The organism is Pseudomonas sp. B8(2017), assembly GCF_002113575.1.
In the GTDB taxonomy this organism is placed as follows: Bacteria; Pseudomonadota; Gammaproteobacteria; order Pseudomonadales; family Pseudomonadaceae; genus Aquipseudomonas; species Aquipseudomonas putida_Z.
This window is the reverse complement of the sequence record NZ_NEIO01000002.1, coordinates 464,035-486,558: the sequence shown is the minus strand read 5'-3', so window position 1 is coordinate 486,558 and position 22,524 is coordinate 464,035. Positions and strand designations below refer to the sequence as shown.

The following is a 22,524-nucleotide window of genomic DNA, read 5'->3' as shown; positions in this document are numbered from 1 at the left end:
TTGCCTGATCAGGAGATTGTTGCATGACCAAGATGTCCCGGCTTGCCCTGGCTGTTGCCAGCACCCTGCTTGCCGCTGGCGCCCAAGCTGCGCCCAAAGGAGAGGTGCTGGTGCTGTTGTCCAGCGAGAACCAGCTGCCCCTGCAGGACGGCAAGCGCTACGCCACTGGCTACTACCTCAACGAGTTCGGCGTGCCAGCCGACCAATTGCTCAAGGCTGGCTACAAGCTGGTGCTGGTAACCCCCAAGGGTAATGCCCCGAGCGTCGACCAGCGTTCGATCGACCCGCGTTACTTTGCCGGCGATGCGGTGGAGATGCGCCGGATCGAGAAAGTCGTGCAAGGCCTGCCGGGCATTGACGATACCCTGTCGGTAAAAGAGGTACTGGCAGGTGACCTGGGCCGCTATGCCGGACTGTTCATCCCCGGCGGCCATGCGCCCTTGATCGACCTGGCCAACAACCCGGACGTGGGCGCCTTGCTGCGGCATTTCCACCAGGCCGGCAAGCCCACAGCCGCCATCTGCCACGGCCCCATCGCCTTGCTCTCGGCTCAGCAGGACCCGGCGAGCTACCAGTCGGCGCTGGCGCGTGGTGAAAAGCCGGCAGCCACAGACTGGCTGTACAAGGGTTACAAGATGACCATCTTCTCCGACCCGGAGGAGCAGGTGTTCGAAGGTTCGCTCAAGGACCAGAGGCTGTTGTTCTACCCGGCCAACGCCATGGCAATGGCAGGGGGCGACATGGGCTACGCCAAGGCCTGGCAACCCAATGTGGTGGTGGACCGCGAACTGATCACCGGGCAGAACCCGTTCTCGGACAAGGCGCTGGCCAAGGTACTGCTGGAAAAGTTGGCCCGGCAGGCAAAGCCCTCTGATCAAGGCATCTAGACTTACAAGTGGCCTGCATCGGGTAACGCTCGGCAGGCCCATACCATTCAACCGACCACCGCCTCCCCGGAGCGGATGTCCCTCGCTGGCGATGGCCTTCTTTGCAGAGGAGGGCAGGTCATGGACGAGGCAAGGCTTCACGACTTCATGGGCAAGCTGGTGGGCGACATGGGCGCGGCGGCGACCTTGGCCAACGTGATTCTCGGTGACGAACTGGGGTTGTACCGGGCCATGGCCGACAGCCAGCCGACCACCCCCGAGGCGCTGGCGGAAAAGACCGGCTGCCACCCGCGGCTGGTGCGCGAATGGCTCAGCGCCCAGGCCGCCTCGGGCTACATGGTGCATGACAAGGGCCGTTTCGTGTTGCCTGAAGAGCAGGCCATGGCCCTGGCGCTGGAGGATTCCCCGGCCTACATGGCCGGTGGTGCGGCGGTGGTGGCCGCGCTGTTCCACGACAAGGACAAGCTGGTCGCGGCCATGCGCGGCGATGGCGGGCTGGCCTGGGGCGACCATCACCCCTGCATGTTCAGCGGCACCGAACGGTTCTTCCGTCCGGGTTACCGCACCTTCCTGGTGGCCGAATGGCTACCGGCGCTGGAGGGCGTGGTGGCCAAGCTGCAGGCGGGCGCCAAGGTGGCGGATGTGGGCTGTGGGCATGGCGCTTCCACGCTGGTCATGGCCCAGGCGTTCCCGGCATCCACCTTCGTCGGCTACGACTACCACGGGCCTTCCATCGCCACCGCCAACGAGCGTGCGCGTGAGGCGGGGTTGGCGGGGCGGGTGAGCTTCCAGCAGGCCAGCGCCAAGGACTACCCGGGGCATGACCATGACTTGGTGTGCTTCTTCGATTGCCTGCACGACATGGGCGACCCGGTGGGGGCTGCGAAGCATGCCTACCGTGCGTTGAAGGCCGACGGCACGGTGATGCTGGTGGAGCCTTATGCCGAGGATTCGCTGGAGGGCAACCTGACACCGGTCGGGCGCTTGTTCTATGCGGCATCGACGTTTATCTGCACGCCCAATTCGTTGTCGCAGGAGGTGGGGTTGGGGCTGGGTGCGCAGGCGGGGGAAGCGCGGTTGCGGGCGGTGTTCGAGGAGGCGGGGTTCGGCCGGTTCCGGCGGGCGACGCAGACGCCGTTCAACCTGATTCTGGAGGCTCGGAAGTAGAGGTCAGCCTGTGCCGGCCTCTTCGCGGGTGAACCCGCTCCCACAGACCTGTGAAATACCTGTGGGAGCGGGTTCACCCGCGAAGAGGCCGGGCCTGCAAAAGCAGAAGGGGCGCCTCGATGGCGCCCCCTCTGTCTTGCTGCTTAGGCTTCAGCGTCCCAGGGACGATCGCCTTTTTCATCCTTGACGCGGGTCGGCAGGCCCATCACGTCCAGCGCCTTGAGGAACGGCTCGGCCGGCAGCTCCTCGACGTTGACCATGCGCTTGGCATCCCACTCGCCACGGGCGACCAGCAGGGCGGCAGCCACTGGCGGTACACCCGCGGTGTAGGAAATGCCCTGGCTGTCGGTCTCGGCGTAGGCTTCTTCGTGGTCGGCCACGTTGTAGATGAACACTTCGCGCGGCTGGCCATCCTTGGTGCCCTTGACCAGGTCACCGATGCAGGTCTTGCCGGTGTAGCCCGGGGCCAGCGAGGCTGGGTCCGGCAGCACGGCCTTGACCACTTTCAGTGGTACCACTTCCAGGCCTTCGGCGGTTTTCACCGGTTGCTCGGAGAGCAGGCCCAGGTTCTTCAGCACGGTGAACACGTTGATGTAGTGCTCGCCGAAGCTCATCCAGAAACGCACGTTCGGCACGTTGAGGTTCTTCGAAATCGAGTGAACTTCATCGTGGCCGGTCAGGTACAGGTTCTGCGAACCTACCACCGGCAGGTCGTCGGTACGCTTGACCTCGAACATGGTGTTGCTGGTCCACTGGCTGTTCTGCCAGCTCCACACTTGCCCGGTGAATTCACGGAAGTTGATTTCCGGGTCGAAGTTGGTGGCGAAGTACTTGCCATGCGAACCGGCATTGACGTCGAGGATGTCGATCGAGTCAATGCTGTCGAAATACTGTTGCTGCGCCAGCTTGGCGTAGCTGTTCACCACACCCGGGTCGAAACCGACGCCGAGAATGGCGGTAATGTTCTTTGCCTGGCACTCTTCGAGGTGTTTCCACTCGTAGTTGCCGTACCACGGCGGGGTCTCGCAGATCTTGCCCGGCTCTTCGTGGATGGCGGTGTCCAGATAGGCGACACCGGTATCGATGCAGGCACGCAGCACCGACATGTTGAGGAAGGCGGAACCAACGTTGATCACGATCTGCGATTCGGTCTCGCGGATCAGCGCCTTGGTTGCCTCGACATCGAGGGCATTGAGCGAGAAGGCCTGGATGTCGGCGGGTACCTTGAGGCTACCCTTGGCCTTGACGCTGTCGATGATGGCCTGGCATTTGGAGATGTTCCGTGACGCGATGGCGATACGACCCAGTTCGTCGTTATGCTGCGCGCACTTGTGGGCCACCACCTTGGCGACACCTCCTGCACCAATGATAAGAACGTTCTTCTTCAATTTATCCCTTGCTCCTTACTGAAAGCCGGTCTTACGACAGGCTGGAAACGTAGTCTTCGAAACCGAACTCGCGCACCACTTCGACGCTGCCGTCGAGTTGCTTGACCACGATGGATGGCATTTTCAGACCGTTGAACCAGTTTTTCTTGACCATGGTGTAACCCGCCGCGTCGACGAACGACAGGCGATCACCGATGGCCAGCGGACGATCGAATTGGTATTCGCCGAAGATGTCACCGGCCAGGCACGACTTGCCGCAGACCATGTAGGTGTGCGCGCCGTCGTTGGGGGCCATCTTGGCGTTGAGGCGGTAGATCAGCAGGTCGAGCATGTGCGCTTCGATCGAGCTGTCGACCACGGCCAGGTGCTTGCCGTTGTACAGGGTGTCGAGCACGGTCACTTCCAGCGAGGCGCTGTTGGTGATGGCCGCTTCGCCCGGCTCCAGGTACACCTGCACGCCGTATTTTTCCGAGAAGGCTTTCAGGCGCGCGCAGAAGGCGTCCAGCGCGTAGTCTTCACCGGTGAAGTGGATGCCGCCACCGAGGCTTACCCACTCGACCTTGTGAAGCAGGTGACCGAAGCGCTCTTCGATGTGCGTGAGCATCTTGTCGAACAGGCCGAAGTCGCCGTTCTCGCAGTTGTTGTGGAACATGAAACCGGAGATCTGCTCGATCACCTGTTCGACCTTGGCCGGGTCCCATTCGCCCAGGCGGCTGAACGGGCGGGCAGGGTCTGCCAGCAGGTAGTCGGAGCTGCTGACCTGCGGGTTGACGCGCAGGCCGCGGACCTTGCCTTCGGACTGTTCGGCGAAGCGCTGCAGCTGGCCGATCGAGTTGAAGATGATCTTGTCGCAGTTCTCGAGCATTTCCTCGACCTCGTCGTCGGCCCAGGCCACGCTGTAGGCGTGGGTTTCGCCGGCGAACTTCTGGCGGCCGAGCTTGAGCTCGTACAGCGACGAAGAGGTGGTGCCGTCCATGTACTGTTGCATCAGGTCGAAGACCGACCAGGTGGCAAAGCACTTGAGGGCGAGCAGCGCCTTGGCACCGGAGTGTTCGCGCACGTAGGCGATCTTCTCCATGTTGCCCAGCAGCTTGGTTTTATCGATGAGGTAGTACGGCGTCTTGATCATTTAAAGGCCCCCGGCCAGGCCGGCCAAAAAAAGGACACGCATTGTGCCTTCACTTGCCGCAGACCGAAAGGGTGGGTTACGCATTTCGTCGTGGTTGACGCTGTTGCGAGAGGATTTTTCCGGTTGCGGCGGGCTCAGTAGAACAGCGGCATGTGACTATCGTAATCAGCAACCGGGTGCCGCAAGGAGAATCCGATGAGTGTTTTATTGGATGGCACCGGCTCCGCCGGTGTTCGCGGGCTTGCCCGCTCCCACAGGTTTAGCGCGAGGCTCAGAAAATGCGCGGTTCCTGTGGGAGCGGGCAAGCCCGCGAAGAGGCCGGTACAGGCAACCTCAATCAACCTGCTGCAACCACGCCTGGATCTGCTCCAGCGTGGCGGTTGCCCCGCCACAAACCACCACCAGCACATTCTGGTACTGCGCCAGGGCGCCCGGTGCATAGGCCAACGCCAAAGCAGCCCCACATGCAGGCTCCACCAGCACGCGATGGTCCAGCAGGAACCGCTCGCACGCCTCCAGCGCAGCGCGGTCAGTGACCAGGTGGCTGTGCACCGGATGCTCCTTCACGCACACCAGCGCCTGGTCAGCCACACGCTTGGCCCCCAACGAGGTCGCCACCGAGGCAATACGTTCCAGCTCCACCGAATGCCCCGCCTGCATGGCCGCATGCAGCGATGCCGCGCCCTCGGTTTCCACCGCCAGCACCGGCACATCGCCCCAGCCGTTGCGCTGTAGCCCCTCGACCACACCACTGAGCAAACCACCACCGCCTACCGACAACACCACGGCATCCGGTTTCACGCCGGCCTCGGCGACTTCATCCACCAGGCTGGCATGCCCGGCCCACAGCAGCGGGTCGTCGAATGGGTGAATGAAGGCGTCATCCGGGCCGACCAAGGTCTGCGCCAGGGCGTTGGCCTCTTGCCAGGAGCTGCCATGCACCTCCAACTTGGCGCCCTCCAGGCGCAGCAGGTCCTTGGCCCGCTCGGTGGTGGTCTCGGGCACTACCACGGTCACCGGCACGCCCAGCTTGCGCCCGGCATAGGCCACTGCCAGGCCGGCGTTGCCGCCCGAGGAAGACACGAAGTGCCGCGCACCACGGGCATGGTGCACCTCGCAGGCGTGGCCCACGCCGCGCAGCTTGAACGAACCGCAGGGCTGCAGGGCATCGAGCTTGAGCCAGATATTGCTGCCCGCGGCCAGTGACAGCGGGCGGGATTCGATCAGGGGGGTATGAATATGCAAGGTCATTGGCTGGCTCCGCGCAGTTGCTCGAGGTAGTTGTAAACGGTGTAGCGGGTCACACCCAGGGCGCTGGCGGCCTTTTCCACGCCGCCCTTGACGATGAACAGGCCACGCTCCTGCATCACGCGCACGGCCTCGACCTTGGCCTGCTTGTTCATCCGCCCCTGGCCGCTGCGCTGCAGGGATGCCTGGATTATCTCGCTCATCAGCAGTTCCATGTCGCCGGGCTCACTGACGGCAGGTGTGGCCCCCAGCGGTTGGAACTGCTGAAGAAAGTTCATGGCGGCATCCAGGCCGGTGACGTCGGTGTTGACGCAAAGGCTGGCGAAGGGGTGGCCGTTGCTGTCACGGAAGATGGCCGTGGCGCTGCGCAGCGTGCGGCCCTTCAGCGTGGTGGGGTAATCGGGCAGCACCACCGGCGCACAGCCGTGCTGATCGGCCGAGGCCTGCATCAGTGCCTTGAAACCCAGGTCCTGTTCCGGGGCGGCGAGGATCGGGCTACCGACGCTGCGGCCGGAAAGGTGGCCGTTGACGATCGCCACCACGGAGTGTTCCGGGTGATCGAGGTCGTGCAGGAGGATTTCCATGTTGCGCGCGGCAACGCTACCCAGGGCCTGGATGGCGGCCTTGAGGACGGTGAGGGTGAGTTGGCGTTCTTCGCTTGGGGTGATAGGCATGGCAGATCGCAAAATCAACGTTTTGTGTATTTTTACACATAAAGTTGAATTAGGCGATTTGCTTTTCCAGGCCCATTCGCGGGTAAACCCGCTCCCACAGGGGCCCCACGGTATTCAACACCTGTGGTGAACCTGTGGGAGCGGGTTTACCCGCGAATGGGCCGCAAAGCGGCCCCTTTAACCCTCAGCCCAGGGCCGGGGTGCGCGGTGGGATCATCCGCCGCGACCCGGTCGCCTCGAAGGCCGCACCAAAGCTCAGCAGCGCATTGTCGCTGTAAGCCCGGCCAGCAAAGGTCAGCCCCACCGGCATGCCGATATCGGCCATCACGCCCATCGGCACGGTCACGGTCGGCACGCCCAGGTGACGGATCGCCAGGTTGCCGTTGGCCACCCAGATGCCGTTGCTCCAGGCGATGTCCGCCGATGCCGGGTTGACGTCGGCATCGGCCGGGCCCACGTCGGCCACGGTGGGGAACAGCACCGCGTCCAGGCCCAGGTTGTCCATCCAGTCTTCCAGGTCGATCTTGCGGGTCTGCTCCAGGCCGCGCAGGCCGTCGGGCAGGGTCTCGATCTGGTCCCAGGTCTTCAGGCCACGCTTGGCCATGTTGACGTACTCGTCCATGCCGGCGGCCAGGTCGTCCTCACGGTTGGGCAGGGTGCCCGGGTCGTGGGGGAAGATCTGCGGCCCGTCGACATCGGCCAGGCGGTTGAGCCTGGGGTCACCGTTGGCGCGCAGGAAGTCGTCGAAGGCCCAGCCCGACAGCTCCCACAGCTCGTCATGCAGGAACTCCTTGCTGACGATGCCGCGGTTGTACACGGTCGGTGCGCCCGGGCGGTCGCCCTCGCAGTTGGACACCAAGGGGAAGTCCACTTCCAGCACTTCGGCACCAGCAGCCTCCAGTGCCTGGCGAGCCTGCTGCCACAGGTCGATCACCGTGGCGCGGGTGTTGATGCGCTGGCCAGTCGGGCCGCCGATGCCAGGCTTCTCGGAAGTACCGGCCTCGGCATCGGCATTGATGTACATGCGCGGCACGCCAAAGCGCTTGCCCTTGAGCGCGCTGGCATCCACGGCCAGGTCCAGGTACGAAGCCGGGCGCACCGTCGAAGCCGCCGGGATTGGCACCCAAGGTTGCAGGCGCCACAGGTCGCCGCGCTTGTCGGCGTCGTCGGCTACGACCACGTCAAGGATTTCCAGCAGGTCGGCCATGGTGCGGGCATACGGCACCACCACGTCCATGGTCGGTGTCAGCGGCCAGTTGCCACGCACCGAAATCACCCCGCGCGACGGGGTATAGGCGCACAGGCCGTTGTTGGACGCCGGGCCTCGGCCGCTGGACCAGGTTTCTTCGGCCAGGCCGAAGGCACTGAAGCTGGCAGCGGTGGCGGTGCCGGCACCGTTGGACGAGCCCGAGGCGAACGGTGCGGTCAGGTAGTCGGCGTTGTATGGGCTTTCGGCGCGGCCATACACGCCGCGCTGCATGCCACCGTTGGCCATGGGCGGCATGTTGGTCTTGCCCAGGCACACGGCGCCGGCGGCGCGCAGGCGTTCGATGGTGAAGGCGTCGCGCTGGGCCACCAGGTCCTTGAAGGCCGGGCTGCCGGAGGCAGCGGTCAGGCCTTTGACCAGGTAGCTGTCCTTGGCGGTGTAAGGGATGCCGTCCAACGGGCTCAGGACCTGGCCTTTGGCGCGACGGGCGTCGGAGGCTTCGGCCTCTTCCAGCGCCTCGGGGTTGCGCACCACCACGGCGTTCAGGGCAGTGGCGGTGTCGGCGCCATCGTAGGCATCGATGCGCGCCAGGTAGGCCTGGACCAGCTCGACCGCCGTCGTGCGGCCCGACTCGAGCGCGTCGCGCAGCTCGGCAATGGAAACCTCGGTTACCTCGATCATGCGTTCACCAAAAAAATGTGCAGGTGGGGGCTAATGCGAGGAGTGTACAAGAAGGGCTTGGCGGGCGCAGGTTTGCGCGGGGGCAAATGGTTTTTTGCAGGCGGGCATTGTCGGGCCTCCCAAGCCCGGCGCGAACCCTTGTAGGAGCGGCCTTGTGTCGCGATAGGGCCGCAAAGCGGCCCCAATGATTTCACTGTGATACGAAGACCCTGGGGGCGCTTCGCACCCCTTTCGCGACGCAAGGCCGCTCCCACAAGGGTGCCGCGTCAACCGTCCAGGTCTGCCGCTGCATGCCGCTCCGGCACCTGGCTGGCCTCATCCCCCCAGGTCCGGTTCACCCGTGTGCCACGCTGCACCGCCGGGCGCAAGGCAATCTCCTCGGCCCAGCGCTGCACATGCGGGTACTCGTCCACCGCCAGGAACTCCGCCGCGCCATACAGGTTGCCGCGCACCAGCTGGCCATACCACGGCCACACGGCAATGTCGGCGATGCTGTATTCCTCGCCGCCCAGGTAGCGGCTTTCGGCCAGGCGCCGGTCGAGCACATCCAGCTGGCGCTTGGCTTCCATGGTGAAGCGGTTGATCGCGTACTCGAACTTTTCCGGCGCATACACATAGAAGTGGCCAAAGCCGCCGCCCAGATAAGGCGCCGCGCCCATTTGCCAGAACAGCCAGTTCAGGCTTTCGGTGCGTGCAGCTGGGGCTTTCGGCAGCAAGGCACCGAACTTTTCCGCCAGGTACAGCAGGATCGAACCCGACTCGAACACCCGCACCGGCGGCTCGACGCTGCGGTCGAGCAGGGCGGGGATCTTCGAGTTGGGGTTGACCTGGACGAAGCCGCTGGAGAACTGCTCACCCTCGCCAATGCGGATCAACCAGGCATCATATTCGGCGCCCGGGTGGCCCAGCGCGAGCAGCTCTTCGAGGGCGATGGTGACCTTGACGCCATTGGGCGTGGCCAGGGAGTACAGCTGCAGCGGGTGCTTGCCCAGCGGCAGGTCCTTGTCGTGAGTCGGGCCGGCAACCGGGCGGTTGATGCTGGCGAACTGGCCGCCGGACGCTGCGTCGTTGCGCCAGACCTTGGGTGGCACGTAGGCGGGCTTGCTCATGCATGAATCTCCTTCAATGGCGCGAAACGGTCACGTAGAGACGTGGACCTGCATCTATGCCACGGGTTCGACGAAAAGCGCAAATGCATAGGGCGCGGGCGTGAAGTGCATGACTTCGGTTTCATCCAGGTTTCATCCGGTGCAGCCCAGGCCAGTTCTATGCTGAGCTATCTCTTCGCCCTGCAAGGAACCGCCGGCCGATGACTCTCCCACGCTGCGTGTTGGCGCTGGCCCTGTTCGGCAGCCTGCTGGCCCACGCCGAGGCCGCGCCCTGGGTTGCCGGCCTGCACCACATGACCCTGGCCGACCCGGTCGACGCCCGGCCCATGCAGGCGCTGGCGTTCTACCCGGCCATCGGCAATACCCGCAGCAGCCGGATAGACGGCTACCCGATCGATGTGAGTGAAGAGGCGCCGGTAGCGTTGGGCCAGTTCCCGTTGCTGGTGCTGTCCCACGGCAATACCGGCAGCCCGCTGGCCTTGCACTACCTGGCGACGTCGCTGGCGCGCCAGGGCTTTATCGTGGTGGCGGTGGTGCACCCCGGCGACAACGCCCGCGACCACAGCCGCCTGGGCACCTTGAGCAACCTGTATGGCCGGCCGCTGCAAGTGAGTGCCGCGATTACGGCTGCCCGCGATGATGCCTTGCTGGGGCCCTACCTGAACGGTGGCAAGGTTGGGGTGATCGGCTACTCGGCCGGTGGTGAAACCGCCTTGATTCTCTCAGGCGCGCGCCCCGATCTGGACCGCCTGCGCAAGTATTGCCTGGAGCGCCCTAACGACGCCGACGCCTGCAGGACACACGGTGTGCTGATTGCCGACCGCAGCGAGCTGGTGCCAGAGGCCGACCAGCGGGTGGGGGCGGTGATGCTGATGGCACCGCTTAGCCTGCTGTTCGGGCGCCATGCCTTGGCCGGGGTGCAGGTGCCGGCGCTGATCTACAGTGGCGACAGCGACCAGTTGGTGGCGGTGGACCGCAACGCCGAAGCCCTGGCCCGCAAGTTGCCGGTCACACCGGACTATCGCCTGCTGGCTGGCGCCGGGCACTTCGTGTTCATGGCCCATTGCGATGCCGAGCAGTCCATGCGGATGCCGGTGCTGTGCAAGGATGCCGCAGGCGTGGACCGTCGGCACATCCACCATTCCCTGCAACGTGAAGCCGCGGTGTTCTTCAGCCAGGCGTTGGGCGCGCCGCAGCCGGCCGAGCGTTCAGCCGCGAGCGGCGCGCCGCGCCAGCAACAGCGTTAGGCCGACACCCGCCAGGGCGAGCAGGGCGGCCACGCAGAAGATCGAGGCATAACCCAGGTGCGCGGCCACCGCGCCCATCACCGGCCCGGCGATGGCCAGGGCCATGTCGAAGAACACCGCGTAGGCACCCAGCCCTGCGCCGCGGCTGCTGCTGGGCACCTGCTTGATCGCTTCCACCCCCAGCGCCGGGTACACCAGCGACAGCCCGAAACCGGTAAGCCCGGCGCCGATCAGTGCCCACGGCGGAGACGGTGCCAGCCACAGCAGGCTCAGGCCGAGCACTTCAGTGGCCATGCACGCGACCGCCACGTTGTAGCCACCAAAACGGTTGACCGCGTTGACGAACAGCAGCCGGGAAATGATGAAGCACACGCCAAAGGCACTCAGGCACCAGGCCGCGCCCGCCCAGCCGCGCTCCAGGTAATACAGGGTGACGAAGGTGGTCAGCGTGCCGTAGCCGATAGAGGCCAGGGTCAGGCCCAGGCCACAGGGTGCGACCCGGCCGAAGGCCGACCAGAAGGGCAGGCGCTCGCCACGCACCACCACCACGTCCGGCCGCTTGCGCAGTACCAGCAGGGCCGATACCGCCAGCACCAGCAATGCCGGCCCCAGCACGCTGAAGTCCAGCCCGTCCACGGCCAGTACACCCAAGGGGGCACCAATGGCGATGGCGCCATAGGAGGCGATACCGTTCCAGGAAATCACCCTGGCGGTGTGCTCGGGCCCGACCTGGCTGATGCCCCAGCTCAGCGTGGCCACGCCGATCAGCCCTTGGGCGAGGCCCAGCAGCAGGCGCCCGCCGAGCAGCAGCGCCAGGCTCAGCAGCGGTAGCGTCAGGGTCCAGGCCGATAGCAGGGTCAACACCCCGCAGCCGGCAATCCCCAGCAAGCCGAAGCGAATCGCCTGCTTGCCCCCCAGGGTATCGGCCACGCGCCCGGCAAACGGGCGGCTGAGTAGCGTGGCCAGGTATTGCAGGCCAATGGTCAGCCCGGCGACCACCGCGCCAAACCCCAGCTGGTCGTGCACATGGCTGGGCAAGACGGCGATCGGCAGGCCGATGCAGAGGAAGGCAATGAAGGTGTAGAAAACGATCGACAGGATCTGCAGGGTAATTTGCAGCGTGTTGCTGGCGGGGGCGGGTTGTTGCGCGGTCATGGGCTCGTTCGCGGGCGGGCGGTTGGGCGTGGCCCCATCATGGCCGTTGCGCGAAGGAAATGAAAGCAGGCTAACGAATTATTCGTCGGGCAGTGCCAGCCTGTGGGATCGGCGGTGGATTCTTCGCGGGTGAACCCGCTCCCACAGGATTTGCATAGGCCTCAAATGCTACACAGTCCCTGTGGGAGCGGGCATGCCCGCGAAGAGGCCGGCCCAGCCATACAAGATGGCCAGGCCGCCGCATCAATCAGACCACTACACCCTGGCTACGCAGGTAATCGTCATTCGCGGGCTCGGCCGCTCCCACAGGATTTGCATTGGCCTCAAGTGCTACGCAGTCCCTGTGGGAGCGGGCATGCCCGCGAAGAGGCCGGCCCAGCCATACAAGATGGCCAGGCCGCCCCATCAATCAGACCACTACACCCTGGCTACGCAGATAATCGTCATTCGCGGGCTCGCCCGCTCCCATAGGATTTGCATAGGCCTCAAGTGCTACGCAGTCCCTGTGGGAGCGGGCATGCCCGCGAAGAGGCCGGCCCAGCCATACAAGATGGCCAGGCCGCCGCATCAATCAGACCACTACACCCTGGCTACGCAGGTAATCGTCATTCGCGGGCTCGGCCGCTCCCACAGGATTTGCATTGGCCTCAAGTGCTACGCAGTCCCTGTGGGAGCGGGCATGCCCGCGAAGAGGCCGGCCCAGCCATACAAGATGGCCAGGCCGCCCCATCAATCAGACCACTACACCCTGGCTACGCAGATAATCGTCATTCGCGGGCTCGCCCGCTCCCATAGGATTTGCATAGGCCTCAAGTGCTACGCAGTCCCTGTGGGAGCGGGCATGCCCGCGAAGAGGCCGGCCCAGCCATACAAGATGGCCAGGCCGCCGCATCAATCAGACCACTACACCCTGGCTACGCAGGTAATCGTCATTCGCGGGCTCGCCCGCTCCCACAGGATTTGCATTGGGCTCAAGTGCTACGCAGTCCCTGTGGGAGCGGGTTTACCCGCGAAGAGGCCGGCCCAGCCATACAAGATGGCCAGGCCGCCGCATCAATCAGACCACTACACCCTGGCTACGCAGGTAATCGTCGTAGGTACCGCTGAAGTCCACCACGCCATCAGCCGACAGCTCGATGATGCGCGTGGCCAGCGACGACACGAACTCACGGTCATGGCTGACGAACAGCAGGGTGCCCGGGTAGTTTTCCAGCGCCAGGTTCAGCGCCTCGATCGATTCCATGTCCAGGTGGTTGGTCGGCTCGTCCATCACCAGCACGTTCGGCTTCTGCAGGATCAGCTTGCCGAACAGCATGCGGCCTTGCTCACCACCGGAAATCACCTTCACCGACTTGAGAATCTCGTCGTTGGAGAACAGCATGCGCCCGAGGGTGCCGCGGATCACCTGCTCGCCGGAGGTCCACTGGCCCATCCAGTCGAACAGGGTCATGTCGTCTTCGAAGTCGTGGGCGTGGTCCTGGGCGTAGTAGCCCACTTCGGCGCTGTCGGTCCACTTCACTTCACCCTTGTCCGGGGTCATTTCGCCGACCAGGGTGCGCAGCAGGGTGGTCTTGCCGATACCGTTGGGGCCGATGATCGCCACGCGCTCGCCAGCCTCGATGGTGAAGCCCAGGTCCTTGAACAGCACTTTGTCGTCGAAGGCCTTGGCCATTTTCTCGACGGTGACGGCCTGGCGGTGCAACTTCTTGGTCTGTTCGAAGCGGATGAACGGGCTCACCCGGCTCGACGGCTTGACCTCGGCCAGCTGGATCTTGTCGATCTGCTTGGCCCGCGAGGTGGCCTGCTTGGCCTTGGAGGCGTTGGCCGAGAAGCGGCTGACGAAGGTCTGCAGTTCGGCGATCTGGGCTTTCTTCTTGGCGTTGTCCGACAGCAGCTGCTCGCGGGCCTGGGTGGCAGCGGTCATGTACTCGTCGTAGTTGCCCGGGAATACGCGCAGCTCGCCGTAGTCCAGGTCGGCCATGTGGGTGCAGACACTGTTGAGGAAGTGCCGGTCGTGGGAAATGATCACCATGGTGCTGTTACGCGCGGTGAGGATGGTTTCCAGCCAGCGGATGGTGTTGATGTCCAGGTGGTTGGTTGGCTCGTCGAGCAGCAGCACGTCCGGGTCCGAGAACAGCGCTTGGGCCAGCAGGACACGCAGCTTCCAGCCCGGTGCCACTTCGCTCATCGGGCCGAAGTGCTGTTCCAGCGGAATACCCAGGCCCAGCAGCAGTTCACCGGCACGGGATTCGGCGGTGTAGCCGTCCATTTCGGCAAATTCGGTTTCCAGCTCGGCGACGGCCATGCCGTCTTCCTCGGTCATTTCCGGCAGCGAGTAGATACGATCGCGTTCGGCCTTGACCTTCCACAGTTGGCCGTGGCCCATGATCACCGTGTCGATCACGGTGAATTCTTCGTAGGCGAACTGGTCCTGGCGCAGCTTGCCCAGGCGGGTGTTCGGCTCGAGCATGACCTGGCCGCCGGACGGCTCCAGGTCACCGCCGAGGATCTTCATGAAGGTCGACTTGCCGCAACCGTTGGCGCCGATCAGGCCGTAGCGGTTGCCGTTGTTGAATTTGACGGAAACGTTTTCGAACAGCGGCTTGGAGCCGAACTGCATGGTGATGTTGGCGGTAGAAATCAAGTGCTTGTCCTGCGGGGGTTCCAGAGGTGTATTTAGGCCATCTCGTCAGTCTTGGGCCAATTTTGGGCCAATTCGACTCGGGGCGGCAGCTTCTCCAGCTCCCTCCAGTCCGAGGAGGAGCTGATCCATTTCGCGTAGGTAGAAAGCAACATCTCGACGCTGTGACCAAGCTGGTTCGCGATGAACGCGGGTTCATCCCAGACATCAGGCATAGGGTGGCGTAGGTGTGGCGGGTGTCGTACTGACGGCGTTCACGGATGTTCAGCGCCTTGGGCGCCGATTTGAAGTGGCGGATTGTAACACTTGGTTCGTTGATCCACAGCCCACCTTTGCTCGGCTGGAACAGAAATGGGCGGATCGGGTGCGCTGGCTTGGGATGTCATGCGCTTGAGAGTTGCCATCCTCTAGGCCTGCTGGATGGCATTCAGCGCGCGCTCGTTGAGCAGCACTGATCTGCAAATACTTCCAAGCGTCGCATAGAGGCGTGAGATATCATCGTCAGCGCTTTACTCAGGGATGATCACTAGCTGAAGGGATTGCTTACATGGAAAGAAGCTATTTCGTAACGATGCTTGCACTGATTCTTCATCAAATAGATGCCGCGTATTGGCACGAATGGGAGATGTTTTTCCTACCGGGTGGGGTACAGGGCTTCCTCCTGTTCAATATCTTGGCAATACCCGTGTTGCTGGTTGGTTATCGAAGCGTGTTGCTGGGTAAGGTTAACGCGGTGTTCTTCGCCAAAGTTTGTGCCGGCCTAGGCCTGATCACGTTCCTTATCCATGCCGGCTTCGGATTGGCTGGATATCACCAGTTTCACCTGCCTGCTTCGATCTCCATCCTCATTCTGTGCTTGGCCAGCTCTGTATGGCTGATGGCAGGGATACGATCGTCATCGCAATGATCGCAGGCGCCGCGCTTACGATCCTGCATCGCTGCGCATTCAAATCATACGCTGAAGCGGGTTCATCAGCTCGGCACCTTGGTTACGCACATTCCCCACGGCGATACCCACCCGGTACCACTCGAAGGCTTCGGCCGGCTCACCCAGGTTGAGCACCAGTTGTTCTGCGCGCTCGCTGGGCATTGCTGCCGCGATCCACTCGTACGCCAGTTCTGGCGACAACACGACAGGCCGGCGGTCGTGAACGTCGACCATTCCGCCCTGAGCGTCGGCGGTAATGATGACGAACCCGTCGTGCTCGGTGCCGGTGAACTGGCCGATCGAGGCGCAAAGGGCAGGGTGCCCATCCTGGCGGCGGATGTAGTACGGCTGCTTCTTCGGCCCACCTTCATCAACCCATTCGTACCAGCCGTCGACAGGGGTGATGGCCCGGTGCGGCCAGATCGCCCGGAAGAATGGGCCATGCGCCACCTTCTCGACCCGCGCGTTGATCGGCGCAGCGCGATCGTTCGCCCAGTGCGGTCGCCATCCCCACCTCACCAGGTCCGCTCGTGGGCCTGCGTCATCCATCCGCAGTACTGCCACCAGCGTGGTCGGCGCGATGTTGTACCGGCCAAGCGGCTGGTCGCCGACGTTGTTCCGCCAGGCCTCTGGCAGGCTCAGGGTTTCAACGAAGTCATGTATGCCACGGTACTGGCTGAGCCTTCCGCACATACGCCCTCCTACCGAAACCTGAAGGATAGCCGTTGGCTGGTAGTAGTGCCGGCAGTCATACGGGGACGGCCAGGCTCTCCGCTTGCCACGATGCAGGGCGAACGGATTTCAGCGCCTGCCCGCAACGGGGTCAGCCTGCCGTTGCGGGCGATGGCTGCAGGCTGCCTGCCTGCTCGGGAACCCTGATGAACACGTTGTATCTGCCACCTTCCATTTCTTCGAAGGCAATCAGTTTTTTCACCAGCGCACCGTTCAGTACCTTGCCGGCATTCAATAGCAGCATGCCATTGTCGGCATTCAGGTTACGCGCCAGTATCATGCCCTCTGCCAGTTCGTGCGTGCTCAATACCTTGATCGCCGGGTCGGTCAAGGTAATGTCGCGCATGTACTCGGCACAGACGTTGACGAAGTCTTCCACCAGATCTGGGTCATACAGCTTTCCAGCATACTTGCGTATGTAGAGCAGTGCCTCATCGCTATTGAGCTGGCGATCCAGGACCAGTCCGCGCTGCAATTCGATGAAATCCACGGCCATTTTCAACCAGCGGGCGCCCAGTGGAATTGCCGCGCCCTTCAGGTGGCCCGGAAAACCGCTGCCATCCCAGCGTTCCTGGTGGTGAAGTATGAGTTGTGCAGCCTCTTTTATTGGCTCCAGGGTCATGACCAGCGCTTCGCTCTGTTTCGGGTATGACCGGTACAGTTCGCGCTCTGGTGGAGGAATGAGATCGGCAGGGCAGGTGAGCATGCTGTCGGTCCAGCTCATCTTGCCGATGTTGTAGAGGGCTGCAGCCATGGTCAGGTTGCGACAGCTACCTTCGTCCAGCCCATGGCTGGTGCAATACACCCGTATCAATTCTATGACTTGCCGGTTGGTCTGCTTGGCCTTGGGCAGACGCAGGTTGCCTAACTGCGAAAAGAACTCGGTGCTGGTCACGTAACTGCGCTTGAGTTCTTCATAGGCAAGGTCAAGCATGTCGGCAGTTTGCTGCAACTCGGCGGTGCGCGCCGCTACACGCTGTTCAAGGCTTTCGTTAAGCGCCTTGAGTTGCTTGATCTGAACCTGAGTCAGCTGTTCCAGTCGCTTTCGTTCGCTTTCCGAATGTTGGTGGGCCAATGCCTGGCGCAATGTGACCAACAGCTCTTCATCATTCCAGGGTTTGCTGATGTAACGATAGATGTGCCCATCATTGATGGCTTTCGCAATGGTGTCCGTGTCAGCGTAACCCGTAAGCAGAATGCGCAACGTGTCGGGAAAACGCTCATGTACGTGGGCCAACAGTGTTGCCCCGTCCATGTTTGGCATGCGCGCATCACTCATCACCAGATTGATTGGGCGTTGTTGGAGCAGTTGCAGGGCGTCGGCACCGCTTTCGGCAAGGAGGAGTTCGTAGGGTTGGTTGCGAAGTAGACGACGAAGGCTGCTGAGAATCGAGGGCTCGTCGTCAACCAGAAGTATCACCGGCTTGGCTGCTGCGCCATCGGTAACGGGTAGCTCCATGGGTCCCTCCCTGCCGGTCTCGGCCAGACTACTCCCTGGCCACAGCCTAGATGATATTTGCCCCCGCCGTTAGCTTTTGTCTGTTGGCCTCACTATGCTCGGAGGCAGGTGCATCTCGCCAGGGAGGGTTGTGCTGTGCCGACTAGTCTGCAGGTTCGCATCGTTGCCTCGATGCTTGTCGTTTTGCCGGCATGGGGGCTGGCCCAGAGCATTGGTGGGCCGCTCACGCCATTGCCGGCGGTGCCTGAGCTTGACCCTGCCCGGGTGGAGCTGGGGCGCAAACTGTTCAATGACTCGCGTTTGTCCCTCGATAACAGCCAGTCCTGTGCTGATTGCCATCGCCTGGATCGTGGTGGCGCGGACGGGCAGGCGCGCTCGCCTGATGCAGATGGCAAACCCTTGCCAGTTCACACACCCAGCGTCTTCAACGCCAGCCTGAACTTCCTGCAGTTCTGGGATGGGCGCGCGCAATCGTTTGACGGCCTGGTGCACCTGGCAACCGGTAATACGGACGGCAAAGAAGATGGCTGGGCTACCGTGGTTCAACGAATTGCTGACGATCCGGCCTACCAGACGGGGTTCGCCGAAGCCTATGGCAAACCAGTGACCGCCATCGATGTCAAAGATGCCCTGGTTACGTACCAGCGCACCCTGCTGACACCCGATTCACGCTTCGATCGCTATCTGAAAGGAGATACCAGCAGCCTCAGCCTGGAAGAGAAGCATGGCTATCAGCGCTTCCAGGAGTACGGTTGTATAGCCTGCCACCAGGGCGTGAATATCGGCGGCAACATGCTGCAGAAGTTCGGTGTTTTCGATGATTATTTCACCAACCGTGGCAATGTTACCGGGGCAGACCGGGGACGCTACAACGTGACAGGTGACCCGGATGACCTCCACCTGTTCAAAGTTCCAAGCCTGCGAAACGTGGAGGTGACCGCCCCTTATTTTCATGACGGTTCGGCGCCCACCTTGGAAGCAGCCGTCGATGCCATGTTTCATTATCAGTTGGGACGTACGCCGAGCGACGATGATAAAGCGCTGATCATCAAGTTTCTCCAGACCCTCACCGGCCAATGGGAGGGTAAACCGCTATGAGGTTGAACGCTCGGCGCAGTCTGCTGCTGTTGGCTGCGTGCGCCATGTCGCTGGCTTCCGTGCTGGTCTACCTGTACTGGATGTCCAGGTCCGATGAGAGTGCCAACTACGCCCAGGCGCGCGATCTGATTCGCCAGATCAAGCAGTACGATGCGCAGTGGGAGGGTGCGGTGCTCAAGGCGCGCACCACCACCAATTACAACTACGACCCGCTGGTGCTGCCGTTGATTGAAATGAAGCGCCTATGGCGGGAATTCGACACGCTGGAAGGGCGTCATCAAAAAGCAGAAATGCTCGCTTGGCAAAAGGCTTTTCGCGATTACCAACAGTCCTTTGACGACAAGGTCCTGCTGGTCTCGCGCTTCAAGACGCACAATGCGATCCTGCGAAATTCCCTGGCTTTTCTCCCGGCTGCAGCCGATGTAATACAGGTGCACCTTCGTCAATTGGTCGATGCCGATACACTGCGCCTGCGCAGAATCACCAGCGATACCTATGACTTGATGCTGAGCAGCCTTGAGTTTGCCCAGACCACAACCGATGAAAAAGCTGCCGACATCCTTGTCGGACTGAACAATCTTTCGGTCAACAAGGAGCGCTTGCCCGTCGATTTTCAGGTGCCCATCGATACCATCAGCAAACACATAGAGTTGATTCTTCGTGAGCAACCCAAGGTCGACCAACTGCTCGAAGCGATCGAGGCGGTTCCGATTGCCGAGAGTCTGGACGCCATTGCGCTGATGTTGGACCGCGACGAGCAAGCAGCAGCGCTGACGGCTCAGCGATACCATTTCTATCTGTTGGTGTTTTCCACGCTGCTGGTATTGCTATTGCTGTACATGGGGATGTGGTTGATGCGTAGCTACGCCGAAATAAACCGTGTAAACCGAGCGCTGGTGAGTGCCAACGACGAATTGGAACAGCGGGTCGAACGGCGTACCCAGGCACTTACCCAAGCCAGCGCAGCACTGCAGCGCGAGGTGGATGAACGCCGGTTGCTCGAGAACCAGTTGGTCCAGTCCGAAAAGCTCGCCTCGCTCGGTCAGCTGGCAGCCGGCGTAGCCCATGAAGTCAACAACCCGATTGGGTTTGTCTCTTCCAACCTCGGTGCACTGGATGATTATTTCGGCCGTTTGCAGGACATGCTGAAGGCATATGCCGACGCGGAAAATACTCTGGTTCCGAACGCGCTCGGCGCGGAGCTGGCGAAGTTGCGCACGGAAATCGAGCTGGATTACTTGCTGGAGGATATTCCGGCGCTGATCCGCGAATCCAAGGACGGTATCAGTCGCGTTGCGCGGATCGTCAAGGACCTCAAGGACTTTTCGCGAGTAGAGAGCAGCCATGACTGGCAAGTGGCAGACCTGCTTCAAGGCATAGAGTCAACGCTGAACATTGTTGCCAGCGAACTCAGGCACAAGGCGGACCTTGTCAAGGATTACAGCCCATTGCCGCCGGTCGAGTGCCTGCCTTCGCAGATCAATCAGGTAATCATGAATCTGCTGGTCAATGCCACCCAGGCGATGGGTGCCGAGCGTGGCAGAATTACCCTGCGAACCGGTGCCAGTGACAAGTGGGTGTGGATTGAAGTCGCAGACAATGGTTGTGGCATTCCTGCCGAAAGCCTGCAAAAGATCTTCGATCCCTTCTACACGACGAAGCCCATCGGCCAGGGCACCGGGCTGGGATTGTCACTTTCGTACGGAATCATCAAGCGTCATGGTGGCGAGATCCGCGTAGACAGCGAGGTGGGAGTCGGTACGACATTCAGGGTCGAACTGCCCATCCATCAGGCCCGGTCGGCCTGAGAGCAGCAGGGAAGTGGAATGCAAATTGCTGTGACCCTCTGGGGCATCGATCATGCGGAGTACGCAGAAATGACTCAGAATGACCGCTACTACATGATCTTCGTTGTGGTTGCTGTACTGGTCCTGGATCTGGCGGCGACATTTGTGTTTCTCAAGGCAATCGCCTGACCCCCGTTTGTGGGCCTGGTTGTACCCGAAATCGGGGTCATCTGCAGAGTGACTACCCGGTTTGGGACAAGTTTTGTCCGCCCCCTGTCTGGTTCATGGCCACACGGCGCTGCACGCCCTTGAGTCGACCGCCAGCTGAAATCTCGCCCGCAAGATGACCAGCGGCGTTCCTCTGCCTGAACATCCCTCCTTTGTGCGGTCCAACGTAAGCAAGGCCTGGTTTCACCTGGCCGGAGGTACGCACATGAAACGCAAGACTGCATGGGTCGTAGTGTTGTCAGGGTTGCTGCTGCTCGGTGGTTGCTGGCCATATTGGCACCACGGTGGGCATCACGGCGGCGGCCATCACCGGCATTTCAACGATGGACACCATGGTGGTCAGGACTACCGCCGCTATTGATGCAGGCAGCAATCCCTTCCGCTAGCGGCCACGCCTGTGCGAACACACTGCAAGACTACGCATGCTCGCCCAGGCTGGCCTGTCTGGAACTTGCCCGCTTATCCATGAACGAAGGTTAACTTCGCGGGGAACGCCCGCCCTGAAACCGATATAGCAAACAAGCATATTGCCCGGCTGACGTTGAGCAGTAACATGGGCAAACAAAAACAAAAAAGGTGCATGCGGCTTGGCAACACTTTCCCAAGTTACTCGATGGGGCGGCAGGAGCGTGTCGCGTGAAGAGCTCAAGATCGGTAGCAGGTGCAATACTGATGTCCACCTTCGCCACACTGTTCATGGCAGGCTGCGCACATGACCCCGATGTGCGTGAGGGCCATGGGTATGCGGCCGGAGCCACGGAAAGAAGTACGCCGGCGTATCTGGGATGCGTCAAAAGCGAACTTCAAGGGAATGTGAAAACCTACCAGGTCGATGGTGATAACTCGGTCAGACTGTTCGTCGATAGTACCGACCCCGACAAGGCGGGTGGCCTGGTCGAGGTGCGGGGCACGGGTAACCAGCGCCAGTTCGCGGCCTATCAACGCGATGCCTGGTACGACCATGGCAGGCTGCTGGACGCCGCGCTGATGTGTTCTAAAGCATGATCAACTGACCCTCGCGAACAAAATGCCCGCCCTCGAGAGCGGGCTTTTTGCATTTGCTGACTCCAGCGGCAATAATCCGCTCATTTGAACGGAGAGCACCAGGTTGGAAGCAAGAAGCATTGTCGCGGAAATGTTCATTGGAATGCCGACGCATTTCTGGGTGTTGCCGGTTGCCGGCCTGGTCGCCTGGTTCGGCCTGAAATGGGCCGAGCAGTCCGATAACCGCGCCACCATGCTGCGGACCGTGACCTACCTGCTGCTCATCGCGTTGGCGGTGTTGCCCAACGGCTTTTATGCGCTGTTTCCCCCGTCGCCCGACATGCCCGAGCTGTTGTTGAATCGTGAACCGCTACCGAACTACGAAGGCCGCTTCTATCTGGACGCGTTCTACGTGTTCAGTGGGTGGGCACTGAGCAAAGTGGCAAAGCTCAAGTTCAACTAAGGAAACGCTGAACGAGCCGCTCGAAGGCCAGCACCGAGCGGCCTACTGTCTCATGTTGCTCGATAATCTGCCTTGCTGTCGGGCTTACCCAGGCTCAAGTTGAAAGGTCCGTCAGGAGCTGGAAGCAAACACGATTTGTTTGCATTTATCAAGGTGTGGGGGCGGCTACTTTTCAACTAATACCTTCCTGTTAACACCAACTTTCAGTTACGCCATCCTGCGGTGAGGAAGGGCTAACTCAAAAGTAATAGACCAAGTAGATTTTTGCGAACCTTGATGATAATCCTCCCCGCAAGACACCTTCCTTAAATA

20 protein-coding genes and 1 pseudogene are annotated in these 22,524 nt (G+C 61.9%); 10 read left to right on the top strand and 11 right to left on the bottom strand.

Annotation, left to right across the window (positions count from 1 at the left end; all coding sequences use genetic code 11):
• Positions 1-23 precede the first annotated feature (23 nt).
• Both CAG22_RS05645 and CAG22_RS05640 read left to right on the top strand, forming a co-directional pair.
• On the top strand, positions 24-887 hold the full coding sequence (locus CAG22_RS05645; protein ID WP_085704840.1) for a type 1 glutamine amidotransferase domain-containing protein: 864 nt from the start codon (positions 24-26) through the stop codon (positions 885-887).
• Positions 888-1,007: 120 nt separating this feature from the next.
• Positions 1,008-2,054 (top strand): class I SAM-dependent methyltransferase, encoded by a 1,047-nt coding sequence (locus CAG22_RS05640; RefSeq protein WP_075045114.1) that lies wholly within the window; start codon positions 1,008-1,010, stop codon positions 2,052-2,054.
• 143 nt (positions 2,055-2,197) lie between these two features.
• On the opposite strand, the gene CAG22_RS05635 is transcribed toward CAG22_RS05640, so the two are convergent.
• From CAG22_RS05635 to yghU, 6 genes are all read right to left on the bottom strand, one after another.
• The gene (locus CAG22_RS05635) at positions 2,198-3,442 is read right to left on the bottom strand and encodes a saccharopine dehydrogenase family protein (protein WP_003248123.1); all 1,245 of its coding nucleotides are present in this window, start codon (positions 3,440-3,442) and stop codon (positions 2,198-2,200) included.
• A 31-nt stretch (positions 3,443-3,473) separates the two neighbouring features.
• Positions 3,474-4,571 carry a carboxynorspermidine decarboxylase gene (gene nspC / locus CAG22_RS05630; protein WP_013972889.1) on the bottom strand — a complete coding sequence of 366 codons (1,098 nt, stop codon included), beginning with the start codon at positions 4,569-4,571 and terminating at the stop codon, positions 3,474-3,476.
• A gap of 333 nt (positions 4,572-4,904) precedes the next feature.
• Positions 4,905-5,822 (bottom strand): pyridoxal-phosphate dependent enzyme, encoded by a 918-nt coding sequence (locus tag CAG22_RS05625; protein ID WP_085704837.1) that lies wholly within the window; start codon positions 5,820-5,822, stop codon positions 4,905-4,907.
• A complete protein-coding gene (locus tag CAG22_RS05620) occupies positions 5,819-6,493 on the bottom strand; it encodes a transcriptional regulator (protein ID WP_085704835.1) in 675 nt (224 codons plus the stop codon). Before CAG22_RS05620 ends, CAG22_RS05625 begins: the two co-directional genes overlap by 4 nt.
• A 184-nt stretch (positions 6,494-6,677) precedes the next feature.
• Positions 6,678-8,381 carry an amidase gene (locus CAG22_RS05615; protein WP_085704833.1) on the bottom strand — a complete coding sequence of 568 codons (1,704 nt, stop codon included), beginning with the start codon at positions 8,379-8,381 and terminating at the stop codon, positions 6,678-6,680.
• A 266-nt stretch (positions 8,382-8,647) separates the two neighbouring features.
• On the bottom strand, positions 8,648-9,490 hold the full coding sequence (gene yghU, locus CAG22_RS05610) for a glutathione-dependent disulfide-bond oxidoreductase (protein ID WP_025338969.1): 843 nt from the start codon (positions 9,488-9,490) through the stop codon (positions 8,648-8,650).
• Positions 9,491-9,690: 200 nt separating this feature from the next.
• Here yghU and CAG22_RS05605 point away from each other — a divergent pair, with 200 nt between their 5' ends.
• A complete protein-coding gene (locus tag CAG22_RS05605; RefSeq protein WP_085704831.1) occupies positions 9,691-10,737 on the top strand; it encodes a dienelactone hydrolase in 1,047 nt (348 codons plus the stop codon).
• Here the strand turns inward: CAG22_RS05605 and CAG22_RS05600 are convergent.
• The 3 genes and pseudogenes from CAG22_RS05600 to CAG22_RS28940 all read right to left on the bottom strand — a co-directional run bounded on the left by CAG22_RS05600 (position 10,699) and on the right by CAG22_RS28940 (position 14,937).
• On the bottom strand, positions 10,699-11,892 hold the full coding sequence (locus tag CAG22_RS05600) for an MFS transporter (protein WP_085663651.1): 1,194 nt from the start codon (positions 11,890-11,892) through the stop codon (positions 10,699-10,701). The genes CAG22_RS05605 and CAG22_RS05600 overlap by 39 nt on opposite strands.
• 1,057 nt (positions 11,893-12,949) lie before the next feature.
• Positions 12,950-14,536: an ABC-F family ATPase gene (locus CAG22_RS05595; RefSeq protein WP_025338972.1), complete on the bottom strand. Its 1,587-nt coding sequence runs from the start codon at positions 14,534-14,536 to the stop codon at positions 12,950-12,952.
• Between the two features lie 32 nt (positions 14,537-14,568).
• A pseudogene (locus tag CAG22_RS28940) lies at positions 14,569-14,937 on the bottom strand (integrase).
• A gap of 143 nt (positions 14,938-15,080) precedes the next feature.
• Between CAG22_RS28940 and CAG22_RS05585 the strand changes: the two are divergent.
• On the top strand, positions 15,081-15,440 hold the full coding sequence (locus CAG22_RS05585; RefSeq protein WP_085704829.1) for a DUF6713 family protein: 360 nt from the start codon (positions 15,081-15,083) through the stop codon (positions 15,438-15,440).
• Positions 15,441-15,479: 39 nt separating this feature from the next.
• On the opposite strand, the gene CAG22_RS05580 is transcribed toward CAG22_RS05585, so the two are convergent.
• Both CAG22_RS05580 and CAG22_RS05575 read right to left on the bottom strand, forming a co-directional pair.
• The gene (locus tag CAG22_RS05580; protein ID WP_085704827.1) at positions 15,480-16,154 is read right to left on the bottom strand and encodes an SOS response-associated peptidase; all 675 of its coding nucleotides are present in this window, start codon (positions 16,152-16,154) and stop codon (positions 15,480-15,482) included.
• 130 nt (positions 16,155-16,284) lie between these two features.
• Positions 16,285-17,652 (bottom strand): HD domain-containing phosphohydrolase, encoded by a 1,368-nt coding sequence (locus CAG22_RS05575; protein ID WP_085692701.1) that lies wholly within the window; start codon positions 17,650-17,652, stop codon positions 16,285-16,287.
• A gap of 171 nt (positions 17,653-17,823) precedes the next feature.
• On the opposite strand from CAG22_RS05575, the gene CAG22_RS05570 reads away from it, so the two are divergent.
• From CAG22_RS05570 to CAG22_RS05555, 6 genes are all read left to right on the top strand, one after another.
• A complete protein-coding gene (locus CAG22_RS05570; protein WP_085591165.1) occupies positions 17,824-18,750 on the top strand; it encodes a cytochrome-c peroxidase in 927 nt (308 codons plus the stop codon).
• Positions 18,747-20,558, top strand: a complete 1,812-nt coding sequence (locus tag CAG22_RS05565; protein ID WP_085704825.1) for a DAHL domain-containing protein — start codon at positions 18,747-18,749, stop codon at positions 20,556-20,558. The genes CAG22_RS05570 and CAG22_RS05565 overlap by 4 nt, the downstream gene beginning before the upstream one ends.
• A gap of 18 nt (positions 20,559-20,576) precedes the next feature.
• Positions 20,577-20,726 (top strand): hypothetical protein, encoded by a 150-nt coding sequence (locus tag CAG22_RS28485; RefSeq protein ID WP_158091101.1) that lies wholly within the window; start codon positions 20,577-20,579, stop codon positions 20,724-20,726.
• 244 nt (positions 20,727-20,970) lie between these two features.
• On the top strand, positions 20,971-21,126 hold the full coding sequence (locus CAG22_RS28480) for a hypothetical protein (protein ID WP_158090330.1): 156 nt from the start codon (positions 20,971-20,973) through the stop codon (positions 21,124-21,126).
• Between the two features lie 311 nt (positions 21,127-21,437).
• Positions 21,438-21,770 carry a hypothetical protein gene (locus CAG22_RS05560; RefSeq protein WP_049866762.1) on the top strand — a complete coding sequence of 111 codons (333 nt, stop codon included), beginning with the start codon at positions 21,438-21,440 and terminating at the stop codon, positions 21,768-21,770.
• 130 nt (positions 21,771-21,900) lie between these two features.
• Positions 21,901-22,212: a hypothetical protein gene (locus tag CAG22_RS05555; RefSeq protein WP_085591159.1), complete on the top strand. Its 312-nt coding sequence runs from the start codon at positions 21,901-21,903 to the stop codon at positions 22,210-22,212.
• Positions 22,213-22,524 lie beyond the last annotated feature (312 nt).

Bases quoted from the DNA above. Each gene is read 5' to 3' on its own strand.
- CAG22_RS05645 (WP_085704840.1), top strand. From the start codon at position 24: ATGACCAAGATGTCCCGGCTTGCCCTGGCTGTTGCCAGCACCCTGCTT.
- CAG22_RS05640 (WP_075045114.1), top strand. From the start codon at position 1,008: ATGGACGAGGCAAGGCTTCACGACTTCATGGGCAAGCTGGTGGGCGAC.
- nspC (WP_013972889.1), bottom strand. From the start codon at position 4,571: ATGATCAAGACGCCGTACTACCTCATCGATAAAACCAAGCTGCTGGGC.
- CAG22_RS05625 (WP_085704837.1), bottom strand. From the start codon at position 5,822: ATGACCTTGCATATTCATACCCCCCTGATCGAATCCCGCCCGCTGTCA.
- CAG22_RS05620 (WP_085704835.1), bottom strand. From the start codon at position 6,493: ATGCCTATCACCCCAAGCGAAGAACGCCAACTCACCCTCACCGTCCTC.
- CAG22_RS05615 (WP_085704833.1), bottom strand. From the start codon at position 8,381: ATGATCGAGGTAACCGAGGTTTCCATTGCCGAGCTGCGCGACGCGCTC.
- yghU (WP_025338969.1), bottom strand. From the start codon at position 9,490: ATGAGCAAGCCCGCCTACGTGCCACCCAAGGTCTGGCGCAACGACGCA.
- CAG22_RS05605 (WP_085704831.1), top strand. From the start codon at position 9,691: ATGACTCTCCCACGCTGCGTGTTGGCGCTGGCCCTGTTCGGCAGCCTG.
- CAG22_RS05600 (WP_085663651.1), bottom strand. From the start codon at position 11,892: ATGACCGCGCAACAACCCGCCCCCGCCAGCAACACGCTGCAAATTACC.
- CAG22_RS05585 (WP_085704829.1), top strand. From the start codon at position 15,081: ATGGAAAGAAGCTATTTCGTAACGATGCTTGCACTGATTCTTCATCAA.
- CAG22_RS05580 (WP_085704827.1), bottom strand. From the start codon at position 16,154: ATGTGCGGAAGGCTCAGCCAGTACCGTGGCATACATGACTTCGTTGAA.
- CAG22_RS05575 (WP_085692701.1), bottom strand. From the start codon at position 17,652: ATGGAGCTACCCGTTACCGATGGCGCAGCAGCCAAGCCGGTGATACTT.
- CAG22_RS05570 (WP_085591165.1), top strand. From the start codon at position 17,824: ATGCTTGTCGTTTTGCCGGCATGGGGGCTGGCCCAGAGCATTGGTGGG.
- CAG22_RS05565 (WP_085704825.1), top strand. From the start codon at position 18,747: ATGAGGTTGAACGCTCGGCGCAGTCTGCTGCTGTTGGCTGCGTGCGCC.
- CAG22_RS28485 (WP_158091101.1), top strand. From the start codon at position 20,577: ATGCAAATTGCTGTGACCCTCTGGGGCATCGATCATGCGGAGTACGCA.
- CAG22_RS28480 (WP_158090330.1), top strand. From the start codon at position 20,971: ATGAAACGCAAGACTGCATGGGTCGTAGTGTTGTCAGGGTTGCTGCTG.
- CAG22_RS05560 (WP_049866762.1), top strand. From the start codon at position 21,438: ATGTCCACCTTCGCCACACTGTTCATGGCAGGCTGCGCACATGACCCC.
- CAG22_RS05555 (WP_085591159.1), top strand. From the start codon at position 21,901: ATGTTCATTGGAATGCCGACGCATTTCTGGGTGTTGCCGGTTGCCGGC.